The sequence below is a fragment of the Staphylococcus sp. FSL K6-0223 genome (genome assembly GCF_038008285.1).
In genome coordinates this window covers 35,381-48,775 of sequence record NZ_JBBOYX010000004.1, presented here as the reverse complement: position 1 = coordinate 48,775, position 13,395 = coordinate 35,381, and the positions used below count along the sequence as shown (strand labels likewise).

The window sequence follows — 13,395 nt, the reverse complement described above, 5'->3', positions numbered from 1 at the left end:
GTTTAATAATTATTAACAATCTTTTTCTATAGTAGTAATTGAAAGAGGTGAGGATGTGGTTTTAGAACTTAAAAATATTAAAAAATCATTTGGTTCAAGGACTGTGATTCAAGATATTAATTTAACGATTGAGAGTGGTAAATTCGTATCGCTCCTAGGGGCATCAGGATGTGGTAAGACCACGTTGTTACGATTAATTGCCGGTTTAGAAACACCAGATTCTGGAAGTATCAATCATGATGAGCGCACTTATTATGATTCTAACCAACATACATATGTATCACCGGCTGAGAGAGACTTAGGGATGGTCTTTCAAGATTTCGCACTATGGCCACACATGACTGTTTTCCAAAATGTTGCGTATCCATTGAAGGTAAATAAAGATACGAAAGATTTAAAAACACGTGTGATGCAAGCGCTAAAAGAGGTTCACTTGGAAGAACACTATGATAAAGCGATTCATCAACTTTCAGGTGGTCAACAACAACGCGTGTCATTAGCCAGAGCAATTATTTCACAATCCAAACTGATATTGATGGACGAACCATTATCGGCTTTAGATGCAAGTTTAAGGGAAGATATGCAGTTATTGATTCAAAGATTAATTAAAACATATGACATGACCGCTATATTCGTCACACACGATCAATATGAAGCTATGAGTATGTCAGATTATATTGCAGTCATGTCGAATGGACGTATCGTTCAATATGGAACTCCTGAAACATTGTATCAACATCCTAAGAACAAGGAAGTTGCCACATTTATTGGGAAGGGGACATTTTTAGAAGGCGTGAATCATAATCAAGTTTTAAGCACGAATGAAGGTTTTCAACTTAATCATTCTATCCAAAGTAAAGAGGGGAAATATGGCGTATTAATTCGCCCAGAACACGTACATATAGAAGAAGCAACTCATTCGAAAGCGACACCCGCTGTCATTGAGACAGTAAGCTTCACAGGTGAACGTTATCAATATACAGCATCATCGCATGGTGTCTCGATTATGTTTTACGATAGTAACTATTTTCAAGAGAATGAGACGGTCAATTTAACCTTTGATATTCCTGAAAATTACTTTATAAAAATGGGGGAAACTAAACATGAAGCAGTTCACTAAATATATCGTAATCTTAATTGCAACGGTAGTTTTATTAGCAGCATGTCAAAATAAACCAGAGAATGGCGACAAAGGGAGTAATAGTTCTAAATCGAGTTCAAATGACGGAAATAGTAAAGATAAACTCGTTTTATATGCAGCAGGACCAGATAATTTAGTTAATGATATGGTCAAACAATTCGAAAAACAAACGGGGAAAAAAGTACAAGTTTTCCAAGGAACTACTGGAGAAATTCTTGGTCGCTTAGAAGCTGAAAAAGATAATCCTAAAGCAGATGTAGTTCAACTCGCATCACTACCTGCAGCATTAGATTATAAGAAGAAAGGGTTAATTGAACCTTATAAAGTTAAAAATCATAAAAAATTATATAAAGATTGGATAGATAAAGACGGATACTATTATGGATTTAGTGGCAGTGCATTAGGTTTATCTTACAATACTAAAAACGTTAAAAATCCACCTAAAGACATCAAAGACTTAACTCAATCTAAATTTAAAAATAAAATTGCCATTCCTGATCCTTCAGAATCTGGTACGGCATTAGATTTATTATCTATTAAAGTGAATAACGAAGGAAGTAAAGCTTGGGATGAATATAAAGCATTGAAGCAAAATGGCATGAAACTTGCTGGTGCGAATAAACCTGCATTAGAATCAGTGATTAAAGGTGATAATGATGTTGTATATGGTGGTGTAGACTACATGGTATATGCAGCGAAAGCAAAAGGTGAACCAGTAGACATTAAATATCCTAAATCAGGGACGGCGATTTCACCACGTCCAGCATTTATTTTAAAATCATCAAAACATAAAGATTTAGCTAAAAAATATATGAACTATGTCACTAGTTCTAAAGGCCAAAAACAAGTGGATGATCACTATTTAATTCCAGCAGACAAAACAGCAGAGAAGAAAAAAGGTAAAGCTAAACGTAAAGATATCAAAGAGTATAAATATGATTGGAATCATTTAAGTGATAAGAGTGAAAAAGTATTGAAAAAGTTCACGGAATTGATGAGATAATATGCGACATCATTCTTCATTCTATCGTGTGAACCAAGTAATAGCAGTCATTGTGTTGTTCCTCCTCATCATCTTGCCCTTATGTTTAATACTTTTTAAAGGGTTTGTGTCTGGTGAGGATGGCACATTTGGGGAACACATCCAACAACTAGGTCAACCTTACCACCTTAAAATATTATGGAACTCAGTTATTTTAGGTATTTCAGTCGTCATATTATGCACAATCATTGCACTACCACTGAGCTATATTATGACAAAGACGTCACTTTCTAAACATCAATGGTTAGATCTTGTTATTATGATTCCATTTATGACACCACCTTATATTGGATCAATGGGATGGATGCTAACAATGCAGAGAAATGGGCTGTTGGAGCAACTCAGCCCCATTTTCTCACGTGTGACGCCTTATTTCTTTAGCTTTTTTGGGATGGTGTTGATCATGAGTTGCCACTTGACACCATTTTTATATATTATTTTGAAAAATGCACTCATGACAATTCATCAATCACAAGAAGAAGTAGCTGAAATTTACGGAGGTACATTCTTTTATCGTTTTCGTAAAATTATAGCGCCACTTTTTGCATCAGGATATAGTATGGGAGCATTGCTTATTTTCGTTAAAACAATCGGAGAATTTGGTACACCAGTCACAATGGGGAACAGAATTGGCTTTCAGGTATTAACCTCAGAAATTCATCATAGTGCTTCTATATGGCCGATTGATTTTCAAAGAGCAGCGTTATTATCTACTTTATTATTAGCTGTGAGTATGACAGTATGGGCATTTCAACAATGGTTTCAATCACGAAATCATTTAAGTTCTAATGCTGGAAAAGGACATAAAGTGAAAGTTCATTCTCGCAGTAAGTGGAATATATTATGCTATGTATTTATTATTTGTGAAATTATCGTTACTATCGTTTTACCTTATGCAAGTATCTTTATGAATGCCTTTATGAAACAGTTATCGTCAGGGTTTCATTTAAGTAACTTTACTTTGCAAAACTTTGTTAATGTATTATCGGGTAATGGTGGCATAGCTTTATTTAATAGCATCATGTTAGCTACTATTTCGGCTACGTTAGCAAGTTTAATTGGTCTATGGGTTGTATTAATCACACGAAGACGTAATCCCTTAGGTCGGGTGATTGACTTTTCAAGTTTATTACCAAACACAGTACCTGGTATTATTGTGGTTATTGGGCTAATTCTTTTCTGGAATAATAAACATAATCCCTTACCGGTTTATAATACAATCGGAATATTAGTCGTTGCTTACACAGTGCTTTATATTCCATACGCTGTTCAAAACATAAGAACGGTTGATCAACGTTTAAGTAAAAATCTTATTGAAGCAGCTCAGATTTCAGGTAGTAAAGGATGGACATTGTTCAGAACAATTACATTTCCTTTGTTAAGACCAGGCATTATTTCTGGATGGATACTTATATTTTGCATATCTATGAGAGAATTAGTTGCTTCGTTAATGTTGAGACCACCTAATACGGATACATCTTCAACGTTTATTTACCGTCAATTTGAGCAAGGAGATTCTGCCCAAGGTATGGCAATGGCAATAATGTCTATAGGTATTACTTCAATCATTTTATTCATATTAGAAACGTATCAAAGAAAGAAAAAGCTTTAAGAGTTCAGTAGTAGTGAGAGGAACGTGATGCACAGATGCCTAAAAGATTATTAGCAGTATCGGACATTCATGGGCATGGTAAGTCTCTAGCGCGATTGCTGAAAGCAGCTCACTATGATGCAAAAGATGACCAACTTGTACTTATCGGGGACTATGTCAATAATGGCCCAGATTCAGTAGGAACATTAAAATTTGTAAAACAATTAGTAAACGACGGGGCTATCGCGTTAGTGGGGAATCATGAATTAAGATGGCTCGAACGTAAAGACAAACCAGCGATTCAGTGGCATCAATTTATCAATGAACTTCCATATTATAAAGTCATTGGTCAATATATTTTTGTGCATGCAGGAATTGATACAAGTAAGTCGATGCGCAAACAATCAAGAGCAGTTGTTACAGGCCATGCCCCAGAAAATTTGAATCATTATTTACCTAAAAATAAAGTTATTGTTCACGGTCATGTGCCGAATTATAGATTAGGATATAAGAAAGATCACATTCATATTGAACCTCGTGTCATAGATATTGATACTGGTGCAGGTCATAATCAATACTTAACATTACTAGATTTAACATCACAGAAACAGTATTCTGTGAAGGTTTCTGATAATGATGCTAAAATCCAGGAGCGTCGCGTTAAATTAAAGTAAGATAAACAAACGTTACTACAAAATGAAATGTTAAGCCCCATAATAAATCAGAAAATATCTAGCATAGGTTAAACACCAAATCCCCTTACTACTGGTAATAGTAAGGGGATTTTTAAATGGTGTGTCTTTATCGTCTTTTTTTAATGTGCTGTTACTTCTAATTGCACGTCGATGTTACCGCGCGTTGCTTTAGAGTAAGGACAGAATTGATGAGCTTGTTCTACATATTTTTCAGCGTCTTCTTGTGAGATATTTTCAAGTGTTACTTTGATATCTGCCGCAAGTTTAAAGCCATTGTCAGTTTCATCTTTAATTAATTCAATAGTGATTTCTACTTCTGGGTTAGCATCGTTTACTTTGTTTTGAGATAAAATTAATGATAAAGCACTGTTAAAGCATGCACTATATCCAGCAGCAAATAATTGTTCAGGGTTCGTGTCATTACCACCTTGACCACCCATTTCTTTAGGTGTGGCTAGATTTTGAACGAATGTATTATCAGGGCTAAATACGCGACCATCACGGCCACCATTTGAAATCATTGTCGTAGTATATAAAGGTTTTGCCATTTTGAAAACTCCTTACCTTATTTGATTACGCTTGATTAGATATTTTGTTTAACTAATCAAGGTTATAACGAAGTATAATACCATTTAAGTTAAACTTACAAGAAATGTGATTTTATATTTAATATTATTTTTAAATAATCTACAGAAATCTAAAAGAGTGTAATAAAAATGATAAGTGTATCTTTATGTAAAATGGTATATAATGGCATTGAATTGAGTAATTGGGAAATCTATAGAAGGAGAGTAAATATATGAAGAGAACACGTGTACACCAACTTAGCGGATATTTAAAAATCTCATGTACAGCACTACTTGTCAGCGGGACAATCATTGGTTATGGATTTACCCACAATACACACGCAGATTCTACAGAAACATCTCGTACGATGACGCAAGCGCAAGATCAAAATCATTCATTAAGTAAACACATTAAAGAAGCTAAAGATAAATTAAATCACTTAAAAGACTTATCAAAAGAAGATATCAAAGATTATCAAACTCGTATAGATCGTGCCAAAGATGACTCTAAAATAGATGCTATTATTGAAGATGCGAGACAACATAATGAAAAGTTAGTAAATTCAACGGTCTCTAATGATAGTAACAACGATTCAAAAGCGTCTAAGGAGTTAGATCAATTTTTAGAAGATTTGGATGCCATTTCTAATAATGTTGATAACTATCAACCAAACAATGGTGTAAATGAAGACCATCCCAATAAAGACGCTATTCATAAAGAAGATACACAGAATACAGAAGCTAAAGACAATGATACTAAAGCACAGGCGAATGATACGACCATTTTCAAGAAATTAGACTCTATCAAAGATGATGTGGATTCTCTCCGCTCAAATGAAAGTTCTAGTACGAGTCAAAGTGATAAAAAGACTTCAAATCAATCTGATAACAAAGAGCGTCAAAATCAAATTGAGCATGATATAGCAACACTAAAATCAGAAGCTAATCAAAATAGGGATAATGCTGAGGATACGATTGGAAAAATCACTAAGGACTTACAAGGTAGTGATAAAATCACACATGCGCTTGCACAGAGACAATCACGACAAAATGATAATAATGAGAACTATCTAAGTCGTAAATTGAATGATTTAGGAGCTTTAGAAAGCAAAGTTAAGGAAGATAACCATTTATCCGACGATAATAAGCAAAAATTAAAACGTGAAATTGATCGAGCGCATCAAAAACTTGATGGACAACAAAATGCGATATTAAATCAACTTAAAAATGATAAAGATAAAGCTAAGACCACTGCAAATATACTTCATAGCATCATGAGTAACAATGAAGCTCAACGTGCATTGAAACACATTAAAATTAAAGGTCAATCTGATAAAGACATTGCTAATCAAATCGCGAAACAGATTGATGGCGTTGCCACAACTTCAAGTGATGACATTCTTAAATCAATGTTGGATCAATCACATAATAAAGAAAAATTGATTAAAGAACTATTATCGACGCGACTAGGAAACAATGAAGCTTCTCAAATAGCAAAGAAATTAGCCAATGGTCACTTGAGTCAATCTCAAATTGTGGAGCAATTAAAACGCTATTTTGATAAGAATGGTCACGCAACAGCAGATGATATTTTAAATGGCGTATTAAATAATGCTAAAAATAAAAAAGAAGCAATCGAAACGATATTAGCTACACGATTGAATCAAGATAAAGCGAAAATTTTAGCAAGTGTCATTACACGTATCCAAAATGATAAAACAGATGCGTTACAACTGATACAATCCGCTTTAAATGGTAAAGCAAATGACTTATTGCAACTTCAAAATCGTGTTAAACGAGCTAAAGGTGATTTAAATTATATTTTATCACCAATAAAAGATCGCCCATCATTACTTGATAGAATCCATGGTAATCATCACAACAGTAGTCAACTCGCTGATATATTAAACCAACTCGCAGGTTTAACAAATGGATCAGGTATATTAGATGGTTTAAACTCTAAAGATTCAATACTAGATGGTATTGGTAATATGGATACACCATCCCCAGAGAACAATTTATCATTAGGTTCAGGTGATGGCTTATTGAGTGGAATATTAAATGACGACGGCAATATCTCTTTACCAGCTGCAGGTAAAGTTCTTAAATTGAGTGTTTTACCTTTTGCAATCATTGCTTTAGTGATTGGAAGCACATTGATTTGGGTAAGTCGTCGTAAGAAACATCATGCATCATAATTAATAAATTTAGTCACCCGGACGTCTTAAAATTTTTAAAATGTTTGGGTGACTTTTCAATGGAAATAAATATAAATAATTGGAGAATGAGTATCTCATATCGTTATAATGTAGAAACTGTTTATGAAAAAGAGTTAAAGGAGTATGACTATGACAAATCAAACAGCACTATTAGTGATGGATATGCAAAAAGGTATCGCAGATAATGTGCCACAAATTAATAGTTTAATTAAAGCTAATCAACGCGCAATAGAAGCAGCACGCGCACACCAAATTCCGGTAGTCTTTATGCGTGTTGCATTAGAGAAAAACTTTGCAGACGTTTCACCTCATAATCGTGTGTTCGCAAGTTTTAAACAACGTGGTATATCCATGACAGAGGATGATGCGTTTGCACAAATTCTTGAGGAATTAGAACCTGCAGAGGATGAACCAATCATGACTAAACGACGTTTTAGTGCCTTTACAGGTAGTGGTTTAGAGGTCTTCTTGAATGCGAATCAAATTAATCATCTTGTTTTAACAGGTATTTCAACAAGTGGAGTGGTGCTAAGTACCGCACTTGAGGCAGCAGATAAAGATTATCAAATTACAGTTTTAGAAGATGCTGTGGGAGATCGTTCAGATGATAAGCATGATTTCATAATAGAACAAATTTTAAATCGTTCATGCGAAATAGAATCAGTCGAATCATGGAGAAACCATTTATAGTAAAGTAACATCTTTATATAACGATGAAATACAAATTGAGCAATCCCTCCGTAAACAATGTTTATGGAGGGATTATTTTAAATACATATCAAACTCAACTATTTCCTGGAAAATAAAAAAGATAGCAAGCTCTATGAAGAGACATGCTATCTTGAGTAACTCTTATTATTTACCTTGAATATAATCTAAATCATTGGCATCTTCTGCATCAATGGTTCTGTATGAAATAACGCCAAGGCCTTTAACATTAGATTCTGAAATCACAATTGAACCATCGTCATTGACTTTTTCAACGAAACCAACATGACCATATTGTGTATCTGCACCAAGTTGGCCAGCTTCGAAGACAACAGCAGTATGGTTTTTGGGTGAATGTGTTACAGTATAACCTTCTCTTTCAGCGTGATTGTTCCAATTGTGTGCATCACCCAAATCACCAGAAATAGATGAGTCATATTGTTGCATACGTTGATAAACATACCACGTACATTGTCCTTGTGGATATGGAGAAGATCCACTGGCTTCAACAAATGGTTTGAAATCACTTCCTGAAGTTTCTGTTCCAATTGATTGAGTATATTTTTTAAGATTTGGCATACGTTTTTTATCAAATGCAGTTAAATTGTAATGTTTAATGATACTATTTAACTTTTTAGCATAATTCGGATCTGTCGCATAAGAATGTGATAAGTGTGACGTTGCCTCTTTATATGTTAATGCTTCGCTCTTCCAAGTAGGTTTATATATTGTAGGGTTGCCTTCAATACCATTTTTAATTAAGTCAGCATAATCTTGGAGTGAGGATTTCAAATTAGGATATTTACGGAATCCAGCGTTTATACTAAACATTTGGTTATCGCTACCAGCCTCTAATGTATTGAAGTTCACAGATTCCCCATTATAACTACCTTTAACACCGAATAAATTATAGTTAGGTGATTGAGCTAGACTACTTTTACCTGAGTCAGATTCCAAGATAGCTTGAGCCATCATAACAGAGGCATAAATCTTTTCTTTTTGGCCAATTTTATGTGCATCTTTGGCAATCGATTTAATAAATTTACGAGTATCTTGGCTGTCTACCACATTAAAGTTATCGTCTGACACTTTGCCATCTTCAATTTGTGGTACTTGTTGGAATAAACTTGTTGAACGCGTATTAGATTTTTTAATATCATACTCAAACGATTGAACCGGTTTAGATTTATGTTTCAATTCATCCTCTGTAGGTAGTTGCGGATTATTATTTTGAGAAGACTGCGATGTGTGCTTCTGATGTTTAGATTTCTGCTCATAATTAGATTGGGTCTTCTTAGCATCTTCACTGTATTCATCAAGAATGGTATCTAGTGCTGAATCAGATACGCTTGAGTGGTTGTTGTCACTTGATGAATGTGATGTTGTTTGATTAGAAGATGATTGATGCGTTTGATTTGATGACTGTTTAGATTCATCTTGTTGAGACGATTGACCTTGTGACTGAGAAGTATTTTTATCATCGTCATGTTCCCATTGAGATAATGCGTCACTCACCTTTGAATCATCTGTTTCTGCTTTAGAAGATGATGTACTACTTTGATGTGATTGATCTTCAGAATGAGAGGAATGACTTCCTTCAGAAGGAATGTCTGAATTAGTATTTTTATTCGATGTTACCTCTTTAGAATTATTGTTATCACTATCAGTAGAATCATCTCTATTTGAAGCGGAAGATGATTGACTTGTATGCTCATCTGACTGTTCATAATTTGAAATATTAGAATCAAAGTTAAAAAGATTTTGAATTAATGTAGTTAAACTAAAGCTATCATCATATTTATCAGGTTTTAACAGGTCGTTCATATGAGACTGACTTTGAGCAACGTTATGGTAAAATTGGTCAACTAAATTTGTATTTTTTTGCTTATTTTGATCAGTAACTGCTGTTGTAGTTTGATGTGAGTGGTTAGAATTTTGATCTGACTGATTAGATGTTTTGTTTTTATTCACTTTAATATCATTATCTTTATTAAGCGTTTTAGAAGATTTACCGTTCTCTTTAGAAGGAGATTTCTCAGAAGAAGCTTTTTCTGCTTGGTGTGCACGTTGATTGCTATCAGTTTGCTCTTGTTTATCTTCTTTCGACTGTGAACTTTTATGAGTTACCTTTGTTTGTTGATTCATGTCATCTGTATTATCTTTCGCAACGGCCGTAGGGGTAGTGAATGTTGGGAATACCAACGTAGTTGATAGTAAATAAATTAACAATTTGTTTTTCGACATCACATTTTTTCTCCCTCGAAAAGTTTAATTTTGGTGTGATAATAATTGAGAATTTGGTATAATTTAACTTATGACTTATATTGTTGATATCTATCAACGAAACGTAATGCGCCTTAATACATTTATTATACAAATCTTACTTGTAAAAATAAATTACTTTCCTAGAAATGTTATAAAATAATAGAAGTATCTCCTCAATGATCAAGTAATGATGGTGGAGTCATTTTCAAAAATAAAAATAGAGTTATTATAAAGAATGAATATTAAAAACCTTCTCAATAGGAGTGTGAATATGAAGAACGCACTAAAACTCTTTATCACGGATTTGAAGAGGGTAGCGAAAACGCCGGGTGTTTGGGTGATCTTAGCAGGTCTAGCTATTCTACCTTCGTTCTACGCATGGTTCAATTTATGGGCGATGTGGGATCCGTATGGCAATACAGGCCATATTAAAGTAGCAGTAGTAAATGAAGACAGTGGTGACAAAATTCGAGGTAAAAAAATTAACGTCGGCGATACAATGGTCAAATCGCTAAAGAACAATGACAGTTTCGATTGGCAATTTGTTAGCCGAGAAAAAGCAGACCATGAAATTAAGATGGGTAAGTACTATGCCGGTATATACATACCAAGTAAGTTTACACATCAAGTTACTGGCACACTAAGAAAGCATCCGCAAAAAGCAGACGTTAATTTCAAAGTGAACCAAAAAATTAATGCCGTAGCGGCGAAACTGACAGATACAGGTTCATCGCTCGTTGTAGAGAAAGCCAATGAGCAATTTAATAAAACAGTTACGAAAGCATTGTTAACTGAAGCAAATAAAGTCGGTCTAACATTAGAAGACAATGTGCCGACAATCAATAAGATTAAAAATGCGGTATATCAAGCGAATGATGCATTACCTAAGATTAACGACTTCGCTGACAAAGTTATTTATCTTAACAATCATCAAGACGAGTTAGATCAATATGCGAATAAATTTAGAGATTTAGGTAAATATAAGGCCAACATTACTGATGCTCAAGACAAACTCAATGCAGTCAATTCGGCTGTTCCCGCTTTAAATGAGAAGGCAAAACTCATCCTAGCACTTAATGATTATATGCCGAATATTGAACGACTACTCAATGTAGCTTCCAATGATGTGCCAGCACAATTTCCTAAGATTAATAAAGGCGTAGACATTGCCAGTGAAGGCATTGATGCAGCAAGTAGTCAATTAAACGACGCACAAGGATATTTAACTCAAGCGAAGCAGCGTGTGAAAGACTATCAAGAAGCTGCCGGTAGAGCACAAGAAGTGAATGGTGCTGTGAATAAAGATTTAAACAATCATACAACGACACAGCAACAAAGTGCTACCCAAAGCCATAAAGATCAAGGGCATAGTTACTCTAATATAAAGACCAGCCAAATGAGTACGATGGGTGATTCATCTAACAATGATTCAGATTTAACACAAAACGACGTTAAATCAATGAACACCGCCTTAACAGAATCGTTATTATCATTATCAAATCAGACAGACAAACAAGCTCAAGCCACTCAACAAGATATTAAAGCGTTGAAGAACATGGCATATGGTGTTATCGCATCAGATAAACCTACACAATTTAAAGAACCACTTGAGAATATTAAATCTCGATTGGAAAATGCTACTAAATATAATCAACAAATGATCGATATTCTCTCAGAATTAGAGAAAAGTGAAGATGTAGATTTATCATCAGAAATTAAACATATTAAAAAGGCGAATAACCAAATTAATGATAGTTTACGTACGACTAATCAATTAATTGATTCTTTATCAAATGGTAGTTCAGGCCAGTCTGAAGCAGTAAAAGTACTTCGTGGACTGCCAAAACTGAGTGATAATCTTGATAACTTCCGTTCATATATTAAAAATGAACTAAATAACAATTTATTAGCTGTTTCAAACGAAATTACAGATCAATTAAATAAAGGTCAGAATACTTTATCTACAATTCAATCGAAATTGAACTCAATCAACCAAGTGATTAATGCAGGTCAAGATATCTTAAGTGATGGTAAAGAACGTATTGATACAATACAAAGCACTTTACCTGGTATTGAACAAACTTACATCAATGCCATGAAAACTGCTCAAGCTTACTTCCCAACTGTGAAGAAAGACGTTGCACAAGCCGCTAGTTTCGTGCGCAATGACTTACCACAATTGGAACAAGAATTAGCTAATGTCACTCAATCAGTCAACCAAAACTTACCGGCATTATTTAACCGCTATGACAATGCTGTTAATTTATTAAATGAGAATCAACCACGTGCGAAAGAAGGTTTAGCTTCACTAGCTGACTTCGCACAGAATAAATTGCCTGACGTTGAGAAGGATCTTAAAAAAGCAGATAAAGTCTTCAAGAAACTAGACAAAGATGATGCTATCGATAAACTTATAGACACATTAAAGAACGATTTGAAAAAGCAAGCAGACACAATTGCAAATCCAATTAATAAAAAGACTACGGATGTCTTCCCAGTGAAAGATTATGGTTCAGGAATGACACCATTCTATACAGCGTTATCAATATGGGTAGGCGGCTTATTAATGGTAAGTTTACTTTCAGTAGATAACAAACATGAACATTTGCGACCTATATTAACAGCACGACAAATCTACATGGGTAAAGCTGGTTTCTTCTTCCTCTTAGGTATCATTCAAGCACTTATCGTGTCGATAGGTGACCTAGTGATACTTAAAGCGGCGGTGGAATCACCAGTCTTATTCGTAACCATCGCTGTATTTAGTTCACTCGTATTTAACTCAATCATCTATACATGCGTGTCCATGTTAGGTAATCCAGGTAAAGCTGTAGCGATTATCTTGCTCGTATTACAAATCGCAGGGGGTGGAGGAACATTCCCAATTCAAACGACACCACAGTTCTTCCAAACCATTTCACCATACCTGCCTTTCACTTATGCCATTGACGCCTTACGTGAAACTGTAGGTGGTATTGTACCTGAAATATTAATTACTAAAGTTGTCGTACTCACATTGTTCGGCCTTGGATTTATTATATTTGGTATATGTATGAAACCTGTGATGGACCCAATTATGCGTAAAATTGCTAAACGTGCAGCAGAAAGTAAAGTAACTGAATAATATACTAAAATCCCTCGAATTGTATGGTTCAATTCGAGGGATTA

The 13,395-nt window shown here is 34.5% G+C and carries 9 protein-coding genes; 7 read left to right on the top strand and 2 right to left on the bottom strand.

Translation table 11 applies throughout. The annotated features are described in order from the left end of the window. Nucleotides 1-55: 55 nt before the first annotated feature. From MHI13_RS21075 to MHI13_RS21060, 4 genes are read left to right on the top strand one after another with little or no spacing between them, the layout of a single operon-like run. Nucleotides 56-1,120 (top strand): ABC transporter ATP-binding protein, encoded by a 1,065-nt coding sequence (locus MHI13_RS21075; RefSeq protein WP_002436407.1) that lies wholly within the window; start codon nucleotides 56-58, stop codon nucleotides 1,118-1,120. Continuing rightward, nucleotides 1,104-2,144 (top strand): ABC transporter substrate-binding protein, encoded by a 1,041-nt coding sequence (locus tag MHI13_RS21070; RefSeq protein ID WP_002436368.1) that lies wholly within the window; start codon nucleotides 1,104-1,106, stop codon nucleotides 2,142-2,144. The genes MHI13_RS21075 and MHI13_RS21070 overlap by 17 nt, the downstream gene beginning before the upstream one ends. 1 nt (nucleotide 2,145) lies before the next feature. After that, nucleotides 2,146-3,795: an ABC transporter permease gene (locus MHI13_RS21065; protein ID WP_002436397.1), complete on the top strand. Its 1,650-nt coding sequence runs from the start codon at nucleotides 2,146-2,148 to the stop codon at nucleotides 3,793-3,795. A gap of 35 nt (nucleotides 3,796-3,830) precedes the next feature. Further along, nucleotides 3,831-4,448, top strand: coding sequence for a metallophosphoesterase (locus MHI13_RS21060; protein WP_002436382.1), 618 nt, complete (start codon nucleotides 3,831-3,833; stop codon nucleotides 4,446-4,448). 140 nt (nucleotides 4,449-4,588) lie between these two features. Here the strand turns inward: MHI13_RS21060 and MHI13_RS21055 are convergent, their stop codons facing one another. After that, nucleotides 4,589-5,017 (bottom strand): organic hydroperoxide resistance protein, encoded by a 429-nt coding sequence (locus MHI13_RS21055; protein WP_002436384.1) that lies wholly within the window; start codon nucleotides 5,015-5,017, stop codon nucleotides 4,589-4,591. Nucleotides 5,018-5,268: 251 nt separating this feature from the next. Between MHI13_RS21055 and MHI13_RS21050 the strand changes: the two genes are divergently transcribed. Both MHI13_RS21050 and MHI13_RS21045 read left to right on the top strand, forming a co-directional pair. Beyond that, on the top strand, nucleotides 5,269-7,233 hold the full coding sequence (locus MHI13_RS21050; protein ID WP_002436403.1) for a hypothetical protein: 1,965 nt from the start codon (nucleotides 5,269-5,271) through the stop codon (nucleotides 7,231-7,233). A 150-nt stretch (nucleotides 7,234-7,383) separates the two neighbouring features. Further along, nucleotides 7,384-7,944 carry an isochorismatase family cysteine hydrolase gene (locus tag MHI13_RS21045; RefSeq protein ID WP_002436377.1) on the top strand — a complete coding sequence of 187 codons (561 nt, stop codon included), beginning with the start codon at nucleotides 7,384-7,386 and terminating at the stop codon, nucleotides 7,942-7,944. 165 nt (nucleotides 7,945-8,109) lie between these two features. Here MHI13_RS21045 and MHI13_RS21040 read toward each other — a convergent pair whose 3' ends face one another. Continuing rightward, nucleotides 8,110-10,206, bottom strand: a complete 2,097-nt coding sequence (locus tag MHI13_RS21040; protein ID WP_002436409.1) for an amidase domain-containing protein — start codon at nucleotides 10,204-10,206, stop codon at nucleotides 8,110-8,112. A gap of 292 nt (nucleotides 10,207-10,498) precedes the next feature. On the opposite strand from MHI13_RS21040, the gene MHI13_RS21035 reads away from it, so the two are divergent. Then, complete coding sequence (locus MHI13_RS21035; RefSeq protein ID WP_002436363.1) at nucleotides 10,499-13,351, top strand: YhgE/Pip domain-containing protein; 2,853 nt, start codon at nucleotides 10,499-10,501, stop codon at nucleotides 13,349-13,351. The last annotated feature ends 44 nt before the right edge of the window (nucleotides 13,352-13,395 follow it).